The sequence below is a fragment of the Aeromonas sp. R2-1 genome, from assembly GCF_040908425.1.
GTDB classification, from domain to species: Bacteria; Pseudomonadota; Gammaproteobacteria; order Enterobacterales; family Aeromonadaceae; genus Aeromonas; species Aeromonas caviae.
The window spans coordinates 204451-226040 of the sequence record NZ_JBFODR010000023.1 but is presented as its reverse complement, the minus strand read 5'-3'; the positions used below and the strand labels follow the sequence as shown (position 1 = coordinate 226040).

Sequence of the window (21590 nt, the reverse complement as noted above, 5' to 3'; positions counted from 1 at the left end):
CCCACAACGCCCGGCTTGCCGGGCGTTGTCATCTTTGCAGCTCGCAGATGGCGGCGCCGACCCTATCGGGCAATGGTCCACATGGCGCTCTGCATCCCGGTCTCCCGAAAATCGATCACCACGGGATAGTCGTTGCCACAGCCCGTCACCGTCCAGCGCTCCTGCCAGTGGCGACTGCCCGGCTCCCCCTCGGGAAGGTGCAACACCACGGGCACGAAGCGCTCCGGCGCGTCACACCCCTTGGTGGCCACCCAGGATGCGACCCCCACCATGGCATCCCGGATCAGCTGCTGATTGGCCAGGGTACCTTCCTGCACGGGTTCACTCGGACTGGCCTCGGCCTGGCACACCAGGGGGAAAAGCAACAGCAGGGCACAGGGTCTCATCGCACCTCCAGAGGGGTCAGTCAAAAAGTGGTTCGTTCGGGGCTTTCATCATGACCCGAAACGGCGCCAGACAGAAGAGGCCACCAGGGGGGAAGCAGGCGCAGGATCCGGGGCGCAGTGGCTTGCACGCAAGTCGGACTACCTCCTAAGCGTCATTGGCCCACATTTTGTCAGGGATATAATGACTCCCCCATACAAGCCGCCGGGGAACGAGCCGTGAGCAGAAAGCCGGACCGCATGACCGCCATGCAGCAGATCATCGACGCCGTGAAGGCGGAATTTCCGCTCTATCAACCGGATACCTTCAAATGCGGGCCGGACAACACCTGCATCGGCTGCCCCAAGAAGCTGATGGAGCTGGTGGATACGGACCTCTGCTACTGGCAATATCAGATCGATCGCGGCATCCCGCCCAGCTTCGACGAGCTCAACCGCTTCGGCAAGATGTGCAAAAATATCCGCCGGGCCCTGGTGCGCAATGGCCGCATTCCCGCCTGATGAGAAGCAATATGCTGCCTTCATCGGTTTTTTATGATGGTTTTATCCACCAGAATGAATCACCACCTCATTTAATGGCGCAGCACACCTTGTTCACCGCCTACCGTGCTGATGGCCGACGCAGGTTCATTGCCCCAAGGAGCACTATATGACTCAGGAAAGTATCCAGACCCGCTATACGCTGGATCCCGCCCTTGCCAGCGCCACCGAGCTGGAGCAAGCCATCGCCCAGGCCATCGAGGCCAACAAGCAGGACTTCTTCCCCCTGCTGGAGCGGCTGGTGGATGTGGGTGACAGCCGGGTCAAGCTCAGCCAGAAGGATCCCCTGCGGGTGCTGGGGGTGGAACTCGACGAGGCTCGCACCGGCGGCACTGCTCGCCTCGGCTACGAATCCAACTTTTCCGAGAGCTGCCGCCTTATCGACGAATACGACCAGCACCAGACCAGCGTGGCCTTCACCCTCGACGGGGATCAGCTTGTTTTCGATCTTGAGCTGCCCATCGAGTGGAACTTCGACAACTGATTGGCGGCGGTGCCATTCCCCTGGCGTGTTGTAGCCAGCGGCGCCCCTTTCCCCCCTTTCTGGTGTAGGGTTGTCTGCACAGCAACGGATAAACATCCCGAGGATCACCATGGGTGAGCATCAACCTACAGCATTGCCGGTATTGAATGACAGTGAGCGCCTCGGGCTCGAGCGCAAGAGCGCCGGGGATTTCCCCCTCTATCGCCAGGATCCTCACACCCCGTCTGCCCGTGGCTGGGCACTCATCCTGCTGGGGGTCATCCTGGGGTTTGCGGCACTCTCCGCCCCCATCGACTTTTTCAAGACCACCTCAGGGGGCTTTGTGCCCGCCCTCCTGTTCCCTCTCATTCCTCTGGCCGTGCTCGCCATGGTGGCGGGAACAGGGTGGCGCTCACTGTTTCGAACGCCGACGCGGCGGGATTGTCTCTTGATGCTGGCGATTACCGGCATCAACATACTGGTCTCAATCGCCGTTGCCATGACCATGCAGCACCTGTTCCAGCTGAATGCAAACCCGGTCAACGCCATGCTGGCAGAGGCGTCCAATACGGCGCGCATCCTCTTTTATCTCAAGACGGCGCCCCAGCTCTTCGGCGAGGAGGTGATCTCCATCCTGCCTTTTCTGGCCATCCTCTGGTGTTGTCACCAGAAGCTCGGCCTGACCCGCAAGTCCGCCATCCTCATCGCCTGGCTATCGACGGCTCTAATCTTCGGAGCCCTGCACCTGCCCACTTATGACTGGAATTTTCTGCAATGTTTTCTGGTGATTGGCACGGCCCGCATCGTGCTGCTCAGTGGCTACATCATCACCAAAAACATCTGGGTATCGACCGGCTCACACATCATCAATGACTGGCTGCTGTTTAGCCTGATGCTGCTGCTTGGCAGCCACACAGGCACCTGATGCACGCAATACACAGGCTGGCCATGGATAGAGAGAGCCGTAGGCGTGCCCGCAGCATGGCGGCAGCTTTTTTCGCGAACGTCTGATGACGCTTCGCTAATCAGACCTACGGCCTCCCCTCACCCTGACCCTCTCCCAAGGGGAGAGGGGATCAGCGCCTGCCAACCTGTAGCCATAGCTGTCACTCCATTTAAAAATTGCTGCGATCTGGGCTCCCTTCTCCCCTTGCGGGAGAAGGGCTGGGGATGAGGGGGTCACAAAATAAAATTACCGACCACATTAAGGTAATAGGTTTTTGCGATCGTCTGATTACGCTTTTCTAATCAGATCTACGGGCCTAATACTTGCCCTATTCAATAGACAACGATAGATTATCTACCAGATAATTGAAAACGAAACATCAAAATAAAGGGTATATGATGACGACTCATGATAACTTTATAAAGTCAGTTGAAGATTGGCGTAACATAGTCGTATTAAATGCAGAGAGTAACTCACTAAATTCCTTTGTGGATTCTGTTGTATCATCAAGTCCTGATATAGATAATATGTCCCGTTGGGCTCTAGGCGCCTCCGGTGCAATTGCTGGATTAATTATTAGTAACATCGATAAAGTTGGTTCTGCTTTTTATAACTCGTTTGAGATTAAACTCATGCTCCTCATGCTAGTTATTTCAATTTTATGTGGACTAGGCCAAAGATCATTGGCCGTATTATGTGCCATTCATATCAAAATAAAGGAAGCTTTATCAATAAAGTTAAAGGAAATATTGGCTGATTTTGATGCGGATGCAATGCTAATTAAAGAAATGGCAGAGAATCATGATTTAGATATCTCAGTTGAGTTAAACCTAGAAAGTGTGATAACCACATTCATTGAGATATCACCACGCTCAATCAGATATTTAATAAAGAAAGAGTCTGCAAAATCCATGACCAATCCAGTACACAGCGCAGAAAAAATATTGGGAATCTATTACAGACAAAATATTTGGCTATTGTTTCAAGGTGTATTTTTTATTGCTTTCATTCTCTGCGCAGTAGTTTTTATATAAAGAAGAACCATTTAAAAAATACAATGACACCTTCAAAAACAATTCGACTGCAGCTATACAGAAAATATAAAAACAATCGTGTTTTACAAAAGACTTTATGTTTATAAAATATCTGTACAAACAGGGCGCTTTCGCGCCCTTTATATTTATTACCCTTCCTGATTTTCCCCGGCTGCCGGCTCGGCGCCCGCGACGGGTTCAATCTCGATGCGATCCACGCGCTGCAAACCGCGGGGCAGCTTGGCGCCACGGCGGCCGCGCTCGCCACGGTAGTAGTCAAGGTCAGATGGCTTGAGGGTCAGCTTGCGCTTGCCGGCAAACAGGGTCACCGACTGGCCCTGCGGGATAATGGCCGCCATCACCATAAACTCCTCCCGCGCCTTGACGCGAGCAGAGGGGATGCTGATGAGCTTGTTGCCCTTGCCCTTGCCGAGTACCGGCAGGGTATTGAGCGGGAACAGCAGCATGCGCCCCTCGTTGGAGATGGCCATGCAGAGATCCGTGTCCGGCGCGCCTATCCTCTGGGGCGCCATGACGATGCCCCCTTCCGGCACGGTCAGCAGCGCCTTGCCGTTCTTGTTCTTACCGATCAGGTCATCGTACTTGCAGACGAAGCCGTAACCGGCGTCAGAACAGATGAGATACGGCTCGCCCTCGTTACCCATCACCAGATGGCGCACCTCTTCCCCGGCCCCCAGCGCGAAGCGGCCGGTGAGCGGCTCGCCCTGACTGCGGGCCGACGGCAGAGTATGGGCCTCCAGCGAGTAGGTACGTCCCAGGGTAGAGAGGAACACCGCCTGCTGGTTGCTGCGGCCATGGGCGTGGGCGAGATAACCGTCCCCCGCCTTGTAGGAGAGGCCCTCCACATCGACGTCGTGGCCCTTGGCGGCGCGCACCCAGCCCTTGTCGGACAGGATCACGGTCACTGGCTCGCTCGGGGTCAGCTCCTTCTCGGTCAGGGCCACGGCGGTGGCGCGCTCCACCAGCGGGGTACGGCGATCGTCGCCGTACTTCTCGGCATCCGCCAGGATCTCTTTCTTCAGCAATGTGCTGAGACGGCGCTCGGAACCCAGGATCAGTTCCAGCTTGTCGCGCTCTTCCGCCAGTTCGTTCTGTTCGGCGCGCAGCTTGAACTCTTCGAGCTTGGCCAGGTGGCGCAGTTTCAGCTCGAGGATCGCCTCGGCCTGGGTTTCGCTGATGTTGAAGCGCTCCATCATCACCCGGCCCGGCTCCTCCTCGGTGCGGATGATCTCGATCACCTCGTCGATGTTGAGATAGGCGATGAGCAAGCCTTCGAGGATGTGCAGGCGGGCCAGCACCTTGTCGAGGCGATACTGCAGGCGGCGACGCACCGTCTCACGGCGAAAACTCAGCCACTCGGTGAGGATGGTCTTGAGGTCTTTGACCTGGGGCCGGTTGTCCAGACCCAGGATGTTGAGGTTGACCCGGTAGTTCTTCTCCAGATCCGTGGTGGCGAACAGGTGGGCCATCAGCCCCTCCACATCCACCCGGTTGGAGCGCGGCACGATCACCAGACGGGTCGGGTTCTCATGGTCCGATTCATCCCGCAGGTCGGTGACCATGGGCAGCTTCTTGGCCACCATCTGGGCGGCAATCTGCTCCATGATCTTGGCGCCGGAGGCCTGATGAGGCAGCGCCGTGATAACGATGTCGCCATCCTCCTCGCTCCACACCGCTCGCTGCTTGATGGAGCCCTTGCCGGTCTCGTAGATTTTGCGGATGTCATCGCGGGGCGTGATGATCTCGGCATTGGTCGGGTAGTCCGGCCCCTGCACATGGGCCATCAGCGCATCCAGGCCGGCATTGGGGTTGTCCAAGAGCTCCACGCAGGCGTGGGCCACTTCCCGCGCGTTGTGGGGCGGGATATCGGTCGCCATGCCCACCGCGATGCCGGTCACCCCGTTGAGCAGGATGTGCGGCAGGCGGGCGGGCAGCACCACCGGCTCTTTCATGGTGCCATCGAAGTTCGGCGTCCACTCCACCGTGCCCTGGCCGAGCTCGGAGAGCAGCAGCTCGGAGAAGCGTGACAGGCGCGCCTCGGTGTAACGCATGGCGGCGAAGGATTTGGGATCGTCCGGTGCCCCCCAGTTGCCCTGACCGTCCACCAGCGGGTAGCGGTAGGAGAAGGGCTGGGCCATCAGCACCATGGCTTCGTAACAGGCGATGTCGCCATGGGGGTGATATTTACCCAGCACGTCACCCACGGTACGGGCGGATTTCTTGTGCTTGGACAGCGCCGACAGACCCAGCTCGCTCATGGCGTAGATGATGCGCCGCTGCACGGGCTTGAGGCCGTCGCCGATGTGGGGCAGGGCCCGATCCATGATGACGTACATGGAGTAGTTCAAGTAAGCCTGCTCGGTGAAGGCGCGCATGGGCTGGCGCTCCACCCCGTCCAGACTGAGCTCGATAGCATCACTCATGTGATTATCTCTTTCGGTTCGGGAGCTGGTTGGCGCTCTACTTCATCCAACAGACTGAGCTCGATAGCATCACTCATAAGGTTGTTCTCTTGCTATGGCGCGCCCTCAGAGGGCACGCCGGAAATGCGGGTCGGCAGGGGGCCGACGGTGAATCACAAGACCCCCTCCCAACCTCCCCCTCCATGAGGGGGAGGAGAGGCTTGGCCCCCTCCCCTTGCGAAGGGGAGGGCCGGGGTGGGGTACTTGCGACTCGCTTTAGATGATGGCGAGGTTGCCCTTCTCTTCCAGCCATTCGCGGCGATCGGAGGCGCGCTTCTTGGCCAGCAGCATGTCCATCATCTGCAGGGTCTCGCCCCCCTCCTCCCCCTCTTCGCCCATGGTGAGCTGCACCAGGCGGCGGGTGTTGGGATCCATGGTGGTTTCCCGCAGCTGTTTCGGGTTCATCTCACCCAGCCCCTTGAATCGGGTCACCATCACCTTGCCCTTCTTCTTCTCGGCCTCGACCCGCTCCAGCACGCCGTTCTTCTCGTCCTCGTCGAGGGCGTAGAACACCTCCTTGCCGATGTCGATACGATAGAGCGGCGGCATGGCCACATAGACGTGGCCCTTCTCCACCAGCGTGCGGAAGTGCTTCACAAAGAGGGCGCAGAGCAGGGTGGCGATGTGCAGACCGTCCGAGTCCGCATCCGCGAGGATGCACACCTTGCCGTAGCGCAGGCCGGAGAGGTCGTTGGAGTCCGGATCCAGGCCGATGGCCACGGAGATGTCGTGCACCTCTTGCGAGGCGAGCACCTGACCGGCCTCCACCTCCCAGGTGTTCAGGATCTTGCCGCGCAGGGGCATGATGGCCTGGAATTCGCGATCCCGCGCCTGCTTGGCACTGCCGCCCGCGGAGTCACCCTCCACCAGGAACAGCTCCCCCTGCATGGGATCGGCGCAGCCGCAATCGGTCAGCTTGCCGGGCAGGGCCGGGCCCTGGGTGATCTTCTTGCGCACCACCGTCTTGGCGGCGCGCATCCGGCGCTGGGCGCTGGAGATGCAGAGCTCGGCCAGCTGTTCGGCCAGTTCGGTGTTGCTGTTGAGGTAGAGGCTGAAGGCATCCTTCACCACGCCGGAGACGAAGGCCGAGCTCTGGCGGGACGAGAGCCGCTCCTTGGTCTGGCCGGCGAACTGGGGATCCTGCATCTTGATGGAGAGGATGTAGGCACAGCGATCCCAGATATCCTCCGGTGTCAGCTTGACCCCGCGCGGCAGCAGGTTGCGGAACTCGCAGAACTCGCGCATGGCGTCCAGCAGGCCCTGACGCAGGCCGTTGACGTGGGTGCCACCCAGCGCCGTGGGGATCAGGTTCACATAGGATTCGGCGAGGCACTCCCCCCCTTCCGGCAGCCAGCACAGGGCCCAGTCCACCGCCGACTGCTCGGAGCTGAAAGAGCCGACGAAGGGCTGCTCCGGCAGGCAGGTGAACTGCTTGACCGCATCGATGAGGTAATCCTTGAGGCCGTCTTCATAGCACCACTCAAGCTTGATGCCGGTGTTCTTGTCGAGGAACTTGATGGTGAGGCCCGGGCAGAGCACGGCCTTGGCTTTGAGCAGGTGCTCCAGCTTGGAGACCGAGAAGCGCGGCGAATCGAAGTAGCGCGCCTCTGGCCAGAAGCGCACCCGGGTGCCGGTGTTGCGGCGTCCGCAGGTGCCGGTGATGGTCAGATCAGACACCTTGTCGCCTCGCTCGAAGGCGATGTCATAGACCTGGCCGTCCCGGCGCACCGTCACCTCGACCCGATCGGAGAGGGCGTTCACCACGGAGATCCCCACCCCGTGCAAGCCACCGGAGAACTGATAGTTCTTGTTGGAGAACTTGCCCCCCGCGTGCAGCTTGCAGAGGATCAGCTCCACGCCGGAGACCCCTTCCTCCGGGTGGATGTCCACCGGCATGCCGCGACCGTCGTCGATCACCTCGAGGGACTGATCCTCGTGCAGGATCACCTCCAGATTGCGGGCGTGACCCGCCAGCGCCTCGTCGACGCTGTTGTCGATGACCTCCTGGCCGAGGTGATTGGGCCGGGTGGTGTCGGTGTACATGCCGGGGCGGCGACGCACCGGTTCAAGGCCATTGAGGACCTCAATGGCATCCGCATTGTATTGAGTGGACATGGAGGGCCTTGCGAATTGACGTTTGGGGGGAATCTTACTCGCTGGGAGGGCCCGGGACAAATGGGGCGCTCGCAAAGGGTGATCCAGAGGGGCTCCGGCCTCCCCGCCCGGGATCAGGCGGGTTCCCCGGGCAGGGCCTGCACAAGCTGGGAGAGGGAGCAGTGGAGTCGCCACACCAGCCCCGCCAGAGCCCGGGCCGCCGGGTCTGCATGTTCCCCCAGCCCCTGGCTGATGCGGTCCAGCTCCGCCAGGGTGCGCCCCAGGGGCTCGTGCTGCACGCCCCCTTCGGTCAGAATGCCTTTCAGGCAGCGCAGACAGCCGTCCCGCACCAGATAGAGGGCCGGATCCCGGCTGCGCCAGAGCCTGAGCTGCCAGACGATGTGGCTGCAATTGAGCAGCACCACGCCCCAGCGCAGCACCCAGAGCCGGGCCCCCTGATCCTGACTCTGGCTGAGCTGGCTCACCGCGTGATAGACCCGGGATTCAAACTCCCCCTCGCTCTGCTGCGGGGCCGGGGCCAGCTGGTCCACGAAATCACGCCGCAGACGATGCATCAGGCGGCGGCTCTTGCGCCGATCCGAGCTGGGCCTCAGGAGCTGGAACGCCAGTCCGGCACTCATCACCCCCAGTGCCTGCGCTAGGCTGCTGTTGACGAAGGCGAGGTAGTCGTAGCTCGGCGGATTGGTGATGGCGAGGAAGGAGCCGAGCAGCACGATGAGCTGGCCCCAGAGCGCCGCCCCCTGGGGTCGCTGCAATTTCAGCAGTTGCAGGGTGATGAGGGCGGGGAACAGCAGGGCGCAGAAGATCCAGAAGTCGTCGATGCGGATCATCAGCCCGAACTTGACCCCGAAGCAGATAAAGCTGAGCAGCACGATGGCCTTGAGCATGGTCTGGGCCCCCTTGGCCGGGGCCGGGGTGGCGGAATAGAGCACGCAGCAGATGGCGAGCAGGGTCAGGGCTGCGGCGCCCGCATCCCACTGGGTGTGGATCCAGAAGGTGCAGCCCAGCATCACGCAGAGGAAGGTACGCCCCCCGTTGTAGGCCGCCTCCAGGCCGTCGGTGTGGCTGGTCAGAGAGCTGTGGCGCGGCGGCGCCGGCCACTCCTGGCCATCGTGGCGGGCCAGCCTTTCCAGCCAGCGCTGACACTCCAGGTAGCTCCAGCAGAAGTGGCGCAGCCGCAGCCAGAAGGCCTGACAGCGATAATCATCCCCCGAGCGGGCCACGAAGGGCGCCATCAGGCGGGCAATGCGCAGCTTGTCGCAGCCCCCCTGTCCCAGCTCCCGCAGCACGGCGGCCAGCATGGGGGCCGGGTCGACTGCGTCCTCTGGCCAATGTTGCAGCATGCGGCGCAGCCCCGAGATGAGGCTGACCATCCTCAGCTGGCGATGGAGCAGATAGTTCAGCAACTGGTTGTGGCGACGCAGGCGGTGGTGGCTCCAGACTGCCTGGATGCGCAGCACGTTCAGGGTGAGGATCTGACCGATCACCCCCTCGTGGGCGGTGCGCACATCGGCGCCCGTCTCCCCGAGCCAGAGCAGCTGGGCATGTTCCAGCAGCCGGGTCTGGCTCTTGCCAAGGGAGTCCAGCAGAGTCTCGCCATCGGAGAAACTCGGCAGGATCATCATCATCAGGCCGCCGCAGAGGATGCCGACGATCACCTCGCTCACCCGGGCCTGGGCGATGTCGAAGATATGTTGCGGGTCGGTCAGGTTGACGCAGGAGAAGGCGATGATGGCGGCGGTATAGCCCGCCAGGGCGAAACCGTAGGAGACGTTGTTCTGATGGTGGTTGGAGATGTAGGTGCACCCCCCCAGCCAGAGGGCGATAAGCAGGCTGAAGAGCCAGGGATCACCGATGCCAAGGCCGGTGATCATCACCGCCGCCATGGCGCCGATGAGGCTGCCCACCACTCGCCCCAGGCTCTTGCTGATGACGCCCCCCACGGTGGGAAAGCTCACCACGGCGGCGGAGGTCATGGCCCAGTAGGGAGAGTCGAGTTGCAGCACGAACGCCAGCCAGAGTGACAGGCACATGGCCAGGGCATTGCGCAGGGCGTAGCGCCACTGGCCGCCGTTGGCCTTGCCCCAGGGGGTCTGGCGCCAGAGCGAGAGGATCACCCTAGTCCCCTATGGTGATGGTGCAGGTCGTGCCCGCGATCAAGACCAGATCCGGGGGAATCGCCAGCAGCCTGATCCGCACCGGCACCCGCTGGGCCAGACGCACCCAGGGCACGTTCGGCTTGACGTCGAGCAGCAGCCCCTCGCTGCCTTCCAGGCTCTGATCGTGAATGGCGCGCCCTATGCTTTCCACCTCCCCCCTGAGTACCCGATCCCCGCTGTAGAGCACCACCTCTGCCGGTTTGCCGGGGGCGATGTGCCTGAGCTTGGTCTCTTCGAAATAGCCCTGCACATAGAAGGAGTGGGTGTCTATCAGGGCCACCAGGGGCACCCCGGCGGTGGCGTAGTTGCCGACCCTGGCCTGCAGGTTGGTGATGTAGCCGTCGCTCGCAGCGTGGACCTCGGTCCGGGCAAGGGACCATCTGGCCTGCTCCAGATTGGCCTGGGCCACCTCATAGGCCGCCTTCATCGCCTGGGCATTGAGCCTGGATTCATCCACCGCCTCGGCGGAGATGACGGTGCGGGAGAGGCTCTGGCGACGGTTCGCCTCGTGCTCCGCCTTGTCGAGATCCGACCTGGCCTTGGCCAGGGCCGCGCTGGCGTTGTCCAGCGCGATGCGATAGGTCTCGGGATCCAGGGTAAAGAGCAGGTCCCCCGCCTTCACCAGCTGGTTGTCCTTGACCCCTATCCTGACGATCTTGCCCGACACCTGGGGCGTGATGCTGACCAGCTCGGCCCGCACCTTGCCATCCCGGGTCCAGGGACCCTGCATGTAGTCGTTCCACAGCCACCAGAGCGACACCAGCGCCAGGGCAAAGACCAGCAGGGTGGAGAAGTATTTGAGGGTCGCGAGGGGTGATTTAGCCATGTAGCAATATCCATAGGGCGCCGCTGACGGCGAGGATGAAGAGGGAGAGATCCATCAGCAGGGGGTGCCAGACATCCCCACCGTAGAGCCAGTCCCGCAGCAGATGGTGCAGCGGCAGCCAGCCCAGCAGGCCGAGCAGCACGGCCTTGAACAGGGGCGGAAAGTAGAGCGAGGCCCCGAGGATCAGATCCGGCAGCGCTGAAGCAGTCGTCACGGGTGTGCCCCCTGTTGGCAGAGATGGAATGAAGAGAGAGGCCGGGGTCCGCCGGGAGACGGACAGGGCAAGGTTAACACAGCCATGGCGGGGGCTACACAAGCAGATGACCCCCTGAGGTGTCGTCACGGGAGTGACGCGGCAACGCCTCGCCCGTCCTCCCCGCCACCCGTCGGGGCAGTCACCTCGCGTTCAATCGGCCACGGTATCTGCCGGGTGATGCACCCCGTCCCGGGTCGGCACCTCTCCCAGATCGAACGGGTTGACCCCCTCCAGACAGGCGAGGTTGTAGCCATATTCCGCCGGATTGGATCGGCGCTGGTGATGGGTGTAGATGCCGCAGACGCTGCAGAAGTAGTGTTTCGCGGTGCGGGTGTTGAACTGGTAGCAGCGAAGCGCCGCCTCCCCTTGCAGGATGCGGATGCCGGAGCGCGGCACCGAGGCGACGATGGCCCCACGCCGCCGACAGAAGGAGCAGTCGCAGCGGCGCGGATCCACCACGCCATCCGGCAGGGTCAGCTCCAGCACCACGGCGCCGCAGTGGCAGCTCGCCTTGTGTTTCTTCTGGATGGGGGTATTGCCGATGCGTGTGATCATGCTGCCTCCTTGCCGCAGTGTCAGGCTGCGAACCGGTTAATCGAACAGGGTATCCCGCCGCCCTTGTAAAAGATGGTCATGGAGGGTGCGTAGCTGGGACGCCACCACCCGGTGGCGGGAGAGTTCGGGCAAGGCGTCGATGGGGAAGTACCCCGCCCCTTTGGTTTCATCGGTGTCGGTAAGCAGAGCGCCCCCCGTCACCTCGCACAGGAAGAAGGCCTTGTGGGCATGGGGCAGCTGCGGGGGATGGGGATGCTTGAGCTTGTCGAACAACGCCAGCAGCTGCACCGCCCGACAGACGAGGCCGGTCTCCTCGCTCACTTCCCGCACCACGGCGTCCGCCGGCGAGTCGCCGATGTCGCACCAGCCCCCCGGCAGGGTCCAGCAACCGTCACTGCGCTCCTGCACCAGCAGGACATGGCCCGCATCGTTCTGAATGAAGGCCCGCACATCGAGCTTGGGGGTGGGATAGCCGCTGTCGAGGGAAATCCAGTCGCCGATGGCGTCGGGGGCCTGCTCGCTCTGGCTGGCAATGAGCGTCACCGTGGCCGCTCGCAGCGCCTCGAAGCGGGCGATGTCGAAGGGATCCCGGGAGTAGGTGAGCCCCGCCTGGGCCGTGGCCAGCACCTGTTCGAGGAAGGCGGCCAACGGCGGTTGCATGGCTAGAGCCCGAGGAAACGGACGATCTGGGCGGGGTAACGCTCGAAGCCTGTGAAGGCGTGATCGCCGCCGCACTCCAGGGAGAGACGGGCAAAGCGGTATTCGTCCAGCGCCTTGCGATAGTCGAGCACCTCGTCCTCCTGCTGTTGCAGCACCCAGAGCCGCTCGGGAGCAGTCACCGGCACCGCCAGCGCTCTCAGCTCGTCCATGTGCACAGGCAGCAGTTCATAGCGTTCGCCGCTGTAGGGGTTGGTCTGGGGGCCGAGGTAGTCGCAGAGCAGCTCGTGGGGGCGCACCGCCGGGTTGATGAGGGCGGCGCGGCAACCGTACATCTCGCTCACTCGCGTGGCCATGAAGCCACCGAGGGAGCTGCCCACGGCGCCCAGTCGCAGGGCGCTGCCGTGGCGGGCCTTCAGGTCGGTGATGGCCTGCTCGATGGCCGCCCAGGCGGCCGCCGGGGTGTTGGGCTGGGCCGGGATCACCACCTCGATATCGGGCCTGTTCTCGGCCACCCAGGCCGCCATCTGCTGCGCCTTGGCAGAGCCGGGGGATGAATTGAAACCGTGCAGATAGAGCAGGACGGGCTTCATGGCAACGCCTCAGTAACCGGTGGCATTGGGGTCGGGCACGAACTGCCCCAGCGGCAGGCGCCACACCTGACTCGCCACCCGGCCATCCGGGTGCAGGGTGAGGTAGCGCCAGCCCGGGCCGGATTCGTCCAGTGCGAAACCGTCGGAGAGCGGCTTGAACTGGATGCAGGTAGAGGGGCTGGCGATGAGCCGCACTCCGTGGTGCACCTCGTCAAACTCCTGATGGACGTGGCCGAACAGTATGGTCTTCTGCTGCGGGTGGCGGGCCAGCACGGCGAACAGGTCGTCGGCATTCTTGAGGTTGTGCTGATCCAGCCAGGCGCAGCCCACCGGCACCGCCTGATGGTGCAGGGCGATGAGGGCGTGGCGCTCGGGATGCTGGCGCAGGGCCTGATCCAGGGCCGCCAGCTGGTGATCCCCCAGCACCCCGTGGGGTTTGCCGCGCACCTGGGTATCCAGCAGGATCACCTGCCAGTGATCCCCCACCAGCTGCTTGGCCTCGCTGATGCCGGCCGCATGGAGGTATTCGGTCATCAGGGGGCCGTCGTCGTGGTTGCCGGGCAACCAGTAGATGGGGCGAGCCAGGGGGGCCATCATGGAGGCGAAGCGCTGGTAGGACTCCGGGCTGTGATCCTGGGAGAGATCCCCGGTGGCGAGGATGAGATCGAACGGGTGCTCGTTGGCCTGCACCCGCTCCAGCACGGCGGCCAGGCTCTGCGCCGTGGGTACGGCCAGCAGCCGCCCCTCGGCACTGGCGAAGAGATGGGTATCGGTAATCTGTAACAGGCGCACACTGCCGTCCGGCGCCTGAGGTAGCTCTGTTTCCAAAATCACGCTTCTTTTTTATGGGTTCGACTAGAGGATGTTAATCAGGCTGGTGCCGTGTTTGAGACAAAATCTCAACCAATCGGCCAAGAATAGATTTACCTGCTCCTTTTCATCCCTGTGATGCATTTTTTGATTGGGATAATCATAACGTGGTTGCAACATTGAAATCTGTTGCGCCGCACACACTTCCGCCATTCGCACATCATGATACAAACGAATCTCTATCCGGGCTTGCAAGTAGCTCGGCAATTCGGGGTTGTGCTGGGCCAGGATCACCTGGCTGGTGAAGCGGCTCTCCTCGGTCACCGTGAGCTGGAACTGCAGGCCGTTGCCGACCTGATAGCGGCGCTCGGCACCCACGCTGCCGCCGGGCGGCAACAGTTTCATCAGCGCCATGTAATTGACCTCGCAGGTACGCTGCAAGGACATCAAATCAGGCACATAGCGCTTCATCGGGCTCTGGACTAATGACATGTCGCGGCTCCCTCAATCAGGGTCCATGAAGGGTGGACCCACTGCACAGTGTTCCAGTCGGACACAGGGCACCTGACCCGGGTCTGAACGAGCGTCACCTCAGCGCCCCGCCAACCAGCGTGCCCGCAGCTCGCCGTGGTTCAGGGCCAGCCACTGCAGGGCGATGACGGAGGCGGCATTGTCGATGCGCCCCTCTTTGAGCCAGGCATAGGCCTGCTCGCGGCTCACCACGTGGACCCGGATGTCTTCCCCCTCTTCCGCCAGACCGTGGATCCCCTTGGCCTGGCTGGCATCCACCTCGCCCACGAACACCTCGATGCGCTCGGTGCTGCCACCCGGGCTCACCAGATAGCTGATGGCGTGTTCGCAGCGTCCCACCTCGATCCCTGCCTCTTCCACCGCTTCGCGCCGCACCACTGCCTCGGCGGCCTCCCCTTCATCGATGATGCCGGCCACCAGCTCCAGCAGCCAGGGGGTGGCGCTGGTCTCCATGGCGCCGATGCGAAACTGCTCCACCAGCACGATCTCGTCCCGCACCGGATCATAAGGCAGCAGGGCGGCGGCATGGCCACGTTCGAACAGTTCCCGGACGATGGGGGCGTTCCAGCCACCGGCAAACAGCCTGTGTTGCAGGCGGTAGACATTCACCTTGAAGAAGCCATTATATCCAGCTGATTTTTCAATGATTTTCACATCATCGCTGGAGTAGTGGCAGGTTTGAGGCAAGGCTTGCTGTGACATTCGAGACTCCTGCCAGCTTGACTTGGCTTGGTTTGACCATAATATTCGGGGGCATGAATGAACATTCATTCACTCGCTCTCGCCGACGATGAGGGAAGGATTTTAGCAGCCACAGGGCATTTGGCTAGGCGCGTTGCCGAGAAAACTCGCCCCGGACCTTGACGTTTCCGCAGCTGGAAAAGAGACAGTTCGCAATGAAATCTGCTTATAGTAGAGTGGTTAAGCTGAAATCAAGCTTGGTCGGTGACAATCCCCCCTTCATCCAGCGGACAGCTTTGGGTTGATACAAAAGGTTAAAACTATCATATGAAAAGAACACTCTTGTCAGTCATGGTGATGCTGGGTGTGAGCGGCGCCGCTCATGCCGAAAACCTGCTCGATATTTACCAACAGGCCCAGATCAAGGACACCCAGCTGCTGGAATCCAAGGCCAAGCGGGACCAGGCCTTCGAGAAGATCAACGAATCCCGTGCAGCCCTGCTGCCCCAGATCAACCTGGGCGCCGGCCTGAACTACCTGCAAAACAAGAACGACACCATGACCAACACGGGCGCTACCGGCTCCGTGACCCTGGATCAATCCATCTACCGTCGCAGCAACTGGGTCAACCTGGATCTGACCGAGAAGAGCGCCACCCAGTCCGACGTGGCCTACAACCTCGAGTACCAGAACCTGATGCTGCGTACCGCCCAGGCCTACTTCGACGTGCTCAAAGCCATGGATACCCTGGAATTCGTGCGTGCCAACAAGACCGCGGTCGAGCGTCAGCTTGAACAGACCCAGCAGCGCTTCGAAGTGGGCCTGACCGCCATCACCGACGTGCACGAGGCCGAGGCCGAGCGCGATCAGGCGCTGGCGGACGAGATCAATGCCGAGAACACCCTGGACAACAGCTACGAGAGCCTGCGCGAGCTGACCGGTATCGACCACCGTCAACTGGACGTGCTCAACACCGATCGCTTCAGCCCGCAGAAGACCGCGTTCAACTCCGACAAGTGGCTGGAACTGGCCCTGGACAAGAACCTGGAGCTGCACAGCGCCCGCATCGGCAAGGACATCGCCAAGGAGCAGATCGATCTGGCCAAGACCGGTCATGAACCGACCCTGGATCTGGGCGCCGGCCTGAACGCCGGTTACAACGATTACAAGGACGAGATCCGCAACCCCGAGAGCAACAGCAATCAGGGCAACATCGGCCTGAACTTCAAGCTGCCCATCTACACCGGCGGGGCCACCACCTCCCAGGTCAAGCAGGCACAGTTCAACTACGTGGCCGCCAGCGAACAGCTCGAGCGCAGCTTCCGCTCGGTGCAGAGCACGGTCCGCTCCTCCTACAACAACGTGAACGCCAGCATCGGCTCGGTCCGCGCCTACAGCCAGTCCGTCATCTCCGCCGACAGCGCCCTGAAGGCGACCGAGGCCGGTTACGAGGTGGGTACCCGCACCATCGTCGACGTGCTGGACTCCACCCGCAAGCTGTATCAGGCCAAGCAGAAGCTCTCCGAGGCCCGCTACAACTACATCCTCAGCATCCTCTCCCTCAAGCAGGCCGCCGGCATCCTGGAGCAGAAGGATCTGGAAGAGGTGAACCAGGGTCTGATGCCCGCCGCCCAGGTCACCAAGAAGTCCTGAGCCAGGCGCACACCATGAGAAAAGGCGACCCCGGGGTCGCCTTTTTCATCTCTGTTCGCCGCTGGAAGTGCGTTGGTCGGGGCCTGCCAGGCAGCGGCCATGTCACCGACCCGGCAGCCCCATCAAAAAACCCGGCCTTGGCCGGGTTTTACGCTTATCCGCGCTCGCGGATGGTCTTGATGATGTCGGTGGTGGAGCAGCCGTCCTCGAAGTTCAGCACCCGCACCTCGCCGCCATTGGCGGTCACCTCGGCGTAACCGGCGATCTCTTCGGGCTTGTAGTCGCCCCCCTTGACCAGGAGGTCTGGCAGGATCTCGGCGATCAGACGCTGGGGAGTGTCTTCGCTGAAGGGGACCACCCAGTCCACGGCACCCAGGGCCGCCAGCACAGTCATACGGCGCTCGGTCGGGTTGACCGGGCGACCCGGCCCCTTGAGGCGACGCACGGACTCGTCGGTGTTCACCGCCACGATCAGGCGGTCCCCCAGCTTGCCCGCATTGGCCAGATAGGAGACATGACCCGCGTGCAGAATGTCGAAGCAGCCGTTGGTCATCACCACCTTCTCGCCGCGCAGACGGGCGGCCTGGACGGCCACCTTGAGCTGGGCCTCGGACATGACGCCAAAGCCGGTCTCCTGCTCGGTGTAGAGGGCGTTGGCCAGCTCCACCGGGCTCACGGTGGAGGTCCCCAGCTTGCCGACCACGATGCCGGCGGCGGTGTTGGCCAGGGCGCAGGCCTCGTCCAGACTCTTGCCCGCGGCAAGGGAAGTCGCCAGGGTGGAGATGACGGTGTCACCGGCACCGGTGACGTCATAGACCTCGTGGGCCTGGGCCGGCAGGTGCAGCTCGGGCTGCCCTTCGCGGATCAGGGTCATGCCGTTCTCGGAACGGGTGACCAGCAGGGCGTCCAGCTCGAAGCGCTTGACCAGCTCCAGCCCCCTGGCGACCAGGTCTTCTTCCCCCTTCACCTTACCCACCACGGCCTCGAACTCGGACATGTTGGGGGTCAGCAGGGTGGCACCGCGGTACTTCTCGAAATCGGTCCCCTTGGGGTCGACCAGCACGGGGATGCCGGCGGCGCGGGCACGCCGGATCATGCCGGGCACATCGTTGAGGGCGCCCTTGCCGTAGTCGGAGAGGATCATCACGTCCGCCTGGGGCAGCGCCTGCTCCACCTTGCCCATCAGCAGGCTGGCATCCACGTCGTGGAAGGCCTCTTCGAAGTCGAGGCGCAGCAGTTGCTGGTTGCGGGACAACACCCGCAGCTTGGTGATGGTCGGATAGTCGGTCAGGCGCACGAAATCACAGGCCACCTTGACACCAGCCATCTGGCTGGCGAGGGCATCGGCGGCTTCATCCTGACCGGTCAGGCCCAGCAGCACGGCCTGGGCGCCGAGGGCGGCGGAGTTGAGCGCTACGTTGGCGGCGCCACCCGGACGCTCCTCGATGTGCTCGACCTTGACCACGGGGACCGGTGCCTCGGGGGAGATCCGGCCGGTAGGGCCATGCCAGTAGCGATCCAACATGACATCGCCAACGACCAGGATGCGGGCTTTTTCAAACTCGGGCAGGGTGATTTTCATCTGTATCGGCTCTCAAAACCTGAAAAATTCAGCGGCCGATTTTATCACACTCTTTTCCGGGGCGTGAAAAAAGCACGGCCCTGCCCCCTGATGCCCCCTCTGACCAGATGACGGCGATTCGCGCCCGCCCCCGCTTTTCGGATAGAATCCTCCACATGCGAGTGACCGCATCCGCGCCGGGCCACCCCACACAGGCCCCCCGGTTCGGTCGGACTCCCCCCTTTGCCTTTGCGAACAAGAGACTCTTCATGGCCCAAGAACACGCTCCCCGCCTCGAACCCCGTCTGTTCCATCCCCGTTACTGGGGGAGCTGGCTGGGCCTCTCCCTGCTCTGGCTGCTGGTGTTGCTGCCCTGGCGCAGCCAGATGTGGCTGGGCCGCCAGCTCGGCACCCTGGCCCGCAAGCTGCTGAAATCCCGCGTCAAGATTGCCCGCCGCAACCTGGAGCTGGCGATGCCCGAGCTCAGCCGGGATGAGCGCGAAACCCTCCTGGTGCAGAACTTCGAGAGCGTGGGCTGCGCCATCTTCGAGGTAGGCATGGCCTGGTTCTGGCCAGACTGGCGGATGCGCCGCCTGATGAAGGTGGAAGGGGAAGAGCACGTCATCAACGCCATGGAGAAGGGCCAGGGGATGCTGCTGCTCTCCTGCCACTTCCTCACCCTTGAGCTCAATGCCCGCTGCTTCGGCCTGGTGCGCCCCGGGGTCGGCGTCTATCGCCCCAACACCAATCCGGTGCTGGAGTACGCCCAGTACCACGGTCGCTGCGCCTCCAACAAATACCTGGTGGACCGGATGGACGTGAAGGGGATGATCAAGGCGCTGCGCAACGGCGACGCCCTCTGGTATGCACCGGATCACGACTACGGCAGCCATGCCAGCGTCTTCGTGCCCTACTTCGCGGTGGAGCAGGCCGCCACCATCACGGGTACCGCCACCCTGGCCCGGGTGAAGAACACCGTCACCCTGCCCTGCTACAACATCCGCACCCGGGAGGGCTACACCCTGCATATCGGGGCCCCGCTCGCGGACTACCCGAGCGGTGACGACATGGCGGATGCCAGCCGCGCCAACCGCGAGATTGAAGCCGCCGTACGCAAGGCGCCGGAGCAGTACATGTGGCTGCACCGCCGCTTCAAGACCCGCCCCAATCCGGACGATCCCGGCTACTACTGATGCCCTCCCGCCCCGTCGACCGGGCAAGCCCAGACGACAGGACAGGATGGCACCGCGCCCCATGAAAAAGCCCTCGCACTGCGAGGGCTTTTTTGTTGGCTGCCAGCGTCTGCCTTACTGGCGGATCAGGCGGTAGATGGCGTAGCCGGGGTGCTTGGCGTCATCCATCGGCAGGGTGGACTGATACGACAGATCCGCCCCCGCCAGGGCCTTGGCCTCGTCGGTCGGCGAGGAGTAGAGGCGCACGTCCACGTTGGCGGGCAGGGCCTTCATGTGCCAGTTGTTGTTGGCCGCCGGGCTGAAGCCAGCCGGGTTGTCCGCAGACTGGGCCTTCAGGTACTGGGCGATGATCTCCCGCGTCTCGAAGGGATCTTCATGGACGATGTTGCTGCCGTCGATGCCCGGGAAGTGGCCGCCGCCGCTGGCGCGGTAGTTGTTGGTCACCACGTAGAACTTCTGGGCCGGGTCCACGGGCTGGCCGTTGAAGGTGAGGCCGCTGATGCGCTGGCCGTCGCTCACCTTGACCCCGTCCTTGCTGTAGCGGGCCGGCTGGGTGATGTCCACCTCGTAGTTGACCCCGTCAATCACATCGAAGTTGTAGGTGGGGAAGCTCTCGTTCACCAGCCACTGCACCTCTGTCTTGCCGGTGTCGATCTGATTGAACTGGCCGGCACTCATCTCCAGCCACTCCTTGACGGTGGCCCCGTTCACCTCGACCACCTGCAGGGTGTTCGGATAGATGTAGAGGTCGGAGACGTTGCGCAGGGAGATGTCACCCTGGGCCACGTAGGTGAAGTCGTTGATGCCGTTGCGACCGCCACGGAAGGGGGCCGCCACCGAGAGGATGGGGTAGGACTCCTTGAGCAGGCCGTCTTGTTGCAACTGCTCCGCGTGGCGGCGCTGGGCATCGCTCACCAGCTGCACCGAGGGGTCGTCCTGTACCAGGGCGAAGAAGCTGTGGATGGGGGAGGTGATCTTGCCGAGCGGCTCGTCCAGCCACTGGTTGGTGGCGTCGTGATCCGCCTGCACCAGGTCCACCACCCGCTGATCCACCGCACTGCCCTCGCTGGCGTCTATCTTGCGCAGGCTGGCCTGGCTCTGCTTCACCTGCCACTTGCCGTCCACCTGCTCCAGCTTGAGGTCGATGATGCCGAGGTGGTTGCCCCAGTAACCGGGCATCACGGTGGGGATGCCGCTCAGGGTGCCAGCCTGGTTGTCCACCTCCGGCAGATCCGGGAAGTCCCCGGGGAAGTTCTTGTGGGCATGGCCCAGCATCAGGGCGTCCACCCCCTTCACCTTGGCCAGATGCCAGGCGGAGTTCTCCATCATGGCCTCGTAGCTGCTGGCATTGATGCCGGTGTGAGCCACCACTACCACGATGTCGGCGCCCTTGGCGCGCAGCTCGGGCACATAGTGATTGGCGGTCTCGACCATGTCGGCCACCACCACCTTGCCCTCCAGATGACGCTTGTCCCACTGCAGCACCTGGGGCGGGGTCAGACCCAGGATGCCCACCTTGACGCGCTGGCGCTGGCCCTTGTCATCGGTCACCTCGCGCTCCAGCAGCAGATAGGGGGTGAACTTGTTGCCGCTCCAGTCAATCTGTCCCTTGGCATCGCGCTTGAAGGCCCCCGCCTCGAACACGTTGGCGTTCACATAGGGGAAGTCGGCTCCCGCCAGCACCTTGCCAAGGTAGTCCAGGCCGTAGTTGAACTCGTGGTTGCCCAGGTTGCCCGCATCGTAGCCCAGCTCGTTCATCGCCTTGAACACCGGGTGCGCCTGCTTCTCGAGGTAGCCGGCACCGGACTGCTCGAAGATGTAGTCCGCCAGCGGCGTGCCCTGAATGAGGTCACCGTTGTCGAGCAGCAGGTTGTTGGGGTTCTCGGCGCGGGCGGCGCGGATCAGCAGGGCGGTGCGGGAGAGGCCGAACTTGCGATCCTCCTTGTTCTGGTAGTAGTCGTACCCCAGCACGTTGGAGTGGATGTCGGAGGTCTGGATCAGGCGCAGGGAGACGGTCCCCGGCTGCGCCTTGCTGTCATTCTCGTTGCTGCAGGCAGACAGCAGCACGATGGCGGCAATAGCCCCCAGCTTCATGGTGTTATTCACTGTTTTTTCCCTTTTATTATGAGTAACGCTTTACCAGCGCCGGGA

General features: G+C 62.5%; 20 protein-coding genes. 6 read left to right on the top strand and 14 right to left on the bottom strand.

Translation table 11 applies throughout. The features are described from left to right. Positions 1-62 precede the first annotated feature (62 nt). Positions 63-386: a hypothetical protein gene (locus AB5Y80_RS07265; protein ID WP_052130383.1), complete on the bottom strand. Its 324-nt coding sequence runs from the start codon at positions 384-386 to the stop codon at positions 63-65. 246 nt (positions 387-632) lie between these two features. On the opposite strand from AB5Y80_RS07265, the gene AB5Y80_RS07260 reads away from it, so the two are divergent. The 4 genes from AB5Y80_RS07260 (at position 633) to AB5Y80_RS07245 (ending at position 3366) form a co-directional block, all read left to right on the top strand. Next, complete coding sequence (locus AB5Y80_RS07260; protein ID WP_039039818.1) at positions 633-884, top strand: hypothetical protein; 252 nt, start codon at positions 633-635, stop codon at positions 882-884. 148 nt (positions 885-1032) lie between these two features. Beyond that, positions 1033-1407, top strand: a complete 375-nt coding sequence (locus AB5Y80_RS07255) for a hypothetical protein (RefSeq protein ID WP_103260890.1) — start codon at positions 1033-1035, stop codon at positions 1405-1407. 109 nt (positions 1408-1516) lie between these two features. After that, positions 1517-2311, top strand: a complete 795-nt coding sequence (locus AB5Y80_RS07250) for a CPBP family intramembrane glutamic endopeptidase (RefSeq protein ID WP_257713647.1) — start codon at positions 1517-1519, stop codon at positions 2309-2311. Positions 2312-2730: 419 nt separating this feature from the next. Further along, positions 2731-3366, top strand: a complete 636-nt coding sequence (locus tag AB5Y80_RS07245; protein WP_257713646.1) for a hypothetical protein — start codon at positions 2731-2733, stop codon at positions 3364-3366. A 149-nt stretch (positions 3367-3515) separates the two neighbouring features. On the opposite strand, the gene parC is transcribed toward AB5Y80_RS07245, so the two are convergent. The 11 genes from parC to nudF form a co-directional block, all read right to left on the bottom strand. Continuing rightward, positions 3516-5810, bottom strand: coding sequence for a DNA topoisomerase IV subunit A (gene parC, locus AB5Y80_RS07240; RefSeq protein WP_368172734.1), 2295 nt, complete (start codon positions 5808-5810; stop codon positions 3516-3518). A gap of 255 nt (positions 5811-6065) precedes the next feature. Beyond that, a complete protein-coding gene (gene parE / locus AB5Y80_RS07235; RefSeq protein WP_368172733.1) occupies positions 6066-7964 on the bottom strand; it encodes a DNA topoisomerase IV subunit B in 1899 nt (632 codons plus the stop codon). A gap of 113 nt (positions 7965-8077) precedes the next feature. Further along, entirely contained in the window at positions 8078-10081 is a 2004-nt protein-coding gene (locus AB5Y80_RS07230; protein WP_368172732.1) for an FUSC family protein, read from the bottom strand. A 1-nt stretch (position 10082) separates the two neighbouring features. Further along, positions 10083-10949 (bottom strand): efflux RND transporter periplasmic adaptor subunit, encoded by an 867-nt coding sequence (locus AB5Y80_RS07225; RefSeq protein ID WP_368172731.1) that lies wholly within the window; start codon positions 10947-10949, stop codon positions 10083-10085. Continuing rightward, the gene (locus AB5Y80_RS07220; RefSeq protein ID WP_042865381.1) at positions 10942-11184 is read right to left on the bottom strand and encodes a DUF1656 domain-containing protein; all 243 of its coding nucleotides are present in this window, start codon (positions 11182-11184) and stop codon (positions 10942-10944) included. Before AB5Y80_RS07220 ends, AB5Y80_RS07225 begins: the two co-directional genes overlap by 8 nt. A 171-nt stretch (positions 11185-11355) precedes the next feature. Next, positions 11356-11760: a GFA family protein gene (locus tag AB5Y80_RS07215; RefSeq protein ID WP_221436439.1), complete on the bottom strand. Its 405-nt coding sequence runs from the start codon at positions 11758-11760 to the stop codon at positions 11356-11358. 36 nt (positions 11761-11796) lie between these two features. Continuing rightward, positions 11797-12420 (bottom strand): NUDIX hydrolase, encoded by a 624-nt coding sequence (locus tag AB5Y80_RS07210; protein ID WP_324033186.1) that lies wholly within the window; start codon positions 12418-12420, stop codon positions 11797-11799. A 2-nt stretch (positions 12421-12422) separates the two neighbouring features. Then, positions 12423-13010: a YqiA/YcfP family alpha/beta fold hydrolase gene (locus tag AB5Y80_RS07205; protein ID WP_219604352.1), complete on the bottom strand. Its 588-nt coding sequence runs from the start codon at positions 13008-13010 to the stop codon at positions 12423-12425. 9 nt (positions 13011-13019) lie between these two features. Beyond that, entirely contained in the window at positions 13020-13838 is an 819-nt protein-coding gene (cpdA, locus tag AB5Y80_RS07200; RefSeq protein WP_039039757.1) for a 3',5'-cyclic-AMP phosphodiesterase, read from the bottom strand. Between the two features lie 27 nt (positions 13839-13865). Beyond that, positions 13866-14312 carry a DUF1249 domain-containing protein gene (locus AB5Y80_RS07195; protein WP_039039758.1) on the bottom strand — a complete coding sequence of 149 codons (447 nt, stop codon included), beginning with the start codon at positions 14310-14312 and terminating at the stop codon, positions 13866-13868. Between the two features lie 99 nt (positions 14313-14411). After that, a complete protein-coding gene (gene nudF, locus AB5Y80_RS07190; RefSeq protein WP_368172730.1) occupies positions 14412-15053 on the bottom strand; it encodes an ADP-ribose diphosphatase in 642 nt (213 codons plus the stop codon). Positions 15054-15359: 306 nt separating this feature from the next. Here nudF and tolC point away from each other — a divergent pair, with 306 nt between their 5' ends. Next, positions 15360-16685, top strand: coding sequence for an outer membrane channel protein TolC (gene tolC / locus AB5Y80_RS07185; RefSeq protein ID WP_029313618.1), 1326 nt, complete (start codon positions 15360-15362; stop codon positions 16683-16685). 154 nt (positions 16686-16839) lie between these two features. Here tolC and hldE read toward each other — a convergent pair whose 3' ends face one another. Further along, positions 16840-18267: a bifunctional D-glycero-beta-D-manno-heptose-7-phosphate kinase/D-glycero-beta-D-manno-heptose 1-phosphate adenylyltransferase HldE gene (hldE, locus tag AB5Y80_RS07180; protein ID WP_039039759.1), complete on the bottom strand. Its 1428-nt coding sequence runs from the start codon at positions 18265-18267 to the stop codon at positions 16840-16842. Between the two features lie 248 nt (positions 18268-18515). On the opposite strand from hldE, the gene lpxL reads away from it, so the two are divergent. Then, a complete protein-coding gene (lpxL, locus tag AB5Y80_RS07175; RefSeq protein WP_201894585.1) occupies positions 18516-19439 on the top strand; it encodes an LpxL/LpxP family Kdo(2)-lipid IV(A) lauroyl/palmitoleoyl acyltransferase in 924 nt (307 codons plus the stop codon). Between the two features lie 114 nt (positions 19440-19553). Here the strand turns inward: lpxL and AB5Y80_RS07170 are convergent, their stop codons facing one another. Next, entirely contained in the window at positions 19554-21533 is a 1980-nt protein-coding gene (locus AB5Y80_RS07170) for a bifunctional 2',3'-cyclic-nucleotide 2'-phosphodiesterase/3'-nucleotidase (protein ID WP_041214379.1), read from the bottom strand. Positions 21534-21590 lie beyond the last annotated feature (57 nt).

Excerpts from the sequence above, each read along its gene's own strand:
- AB5Y80_RS07225 (WP_368172731.1), bottom strand. The coding sequence starts at position 10,949 with ATGGCTAAATCACCCCTCGCGACCCTCAAATACTTCTCCACCCTGCTG.
- nudF (WP_368172730.1), bottom strand. The coding sequence starts at position 15,053 with ATGTCACAGCAAGCCTTGCCTCAAACCTGCCACTACTCCAGCGATGAT.
- AB5Y80_RS07255 (WP_103260890.1), top strand. The coding sequence starts at position 1,033 with ATGACTCAGGAAAGTATCCAGACCCGCTATACGCTGGATCCCGCCCTT.
- tolC (WP_029313618.1), top strand. The coding sequence starts at position 15,360 with ATGAAAAGAACACTCTTGTCAGTCATGGTGATGCTGGGTGTGAGCGGC.
- AB5Y80_RS07265 (WP_052130383.1), bottom strand. The coding sequence starts at position 386 with ATGAGACCCTGTGCCCTGCTGTTGCTTTTCCCCCTGGTGTGCCAGGCC.
- AB5Y80_RS07205 (WP_219604352.1), bottom strand. The coding sequence starts at position 13,010 with ATGAAGCCCGTCCTGCTCTATCTGCACGGTTTCAATTCATCCCCCGGC.
- AB5Y80_RS07195 (WP_039039758.1), bottom strand. The coding sequence starts at position 14,312 with ATGTCATTAGTCCAGAGCCCGATGAAGCGCTATGTGCCTGATTTGATG.
- AB5Y80_RS07215 (WP_221436439.1), bottom strand. The coding sequence starts at position 11,760 with ATGATCACACGCATCGGCAATACCCCCATCCAGAAGAAACACAAGGCG.
- parE (WP_368172733.1), bottom strand. The coding sequence starts at position 7,964 with ATGTCCACTCAATACAATGCGGATGCCATTGAGGTCCTCAATGGCCTT.
- AB5Y80_RS07245 (WP_257713646.1), top strand. The coding sequence starts at position 2,731 with ATGACGACTCATGATAACTTTATAAAGTCAGTTGAAGATTGGCGTAAC.
- AB5Y80_RS07210 (WP_324033186.1), bottom strand. The coding sequence starts at position 12,420 with ATGCAACCGCCGTTGGCCGCCTTCCTCGAACAGGTGCTGGCCACGGCC.
- parC (WP_368172734.1), bottom strand. The coding sequence starts at position 5,810 with ATGAGTGATGCTATCGAGCTCAGTCTGGACGGGGTGGAGCGCCAGCCC.
- AB5Y80_RS07170 (WP_041214379.1), bottom strand. The coding sequence starts at position 21,533 with ATGAAGCTGGGGGCTATTGCCGCCATCGTGCTGCTGTCTGCCTGCAGC.
- lpxL (WP_201894585.1), top strand. The coding sequence starts at position 18,516 with ATGGCCCAAGAACACGCTCCCCGCCTCGAACCCCGTCTGTTCCATCCC.
- AB5Y80_RS07260 (WP_039039818.1), top strand. The coding sequence starts at position 633 with ATGCAGCAGATCATCGACGCCGTGAAGGCGGAATTTCCGCTCTATCAA.
- hldE (WP_039039759.1), bottom strand. The coding sequence starts at position 18,267 with ATGAAAATCACCCTGCCCGAGTTTGAAAAAGCCCGCATCCTGGTCGTT.
- AB5Y80_RS07250 (WP_257713647.1), top strand. The coding sequence starts at position 1,517 with ATGGGTGAGCATCAACCTACAGCATTGCCGGTATTGAATGACAGTGAG.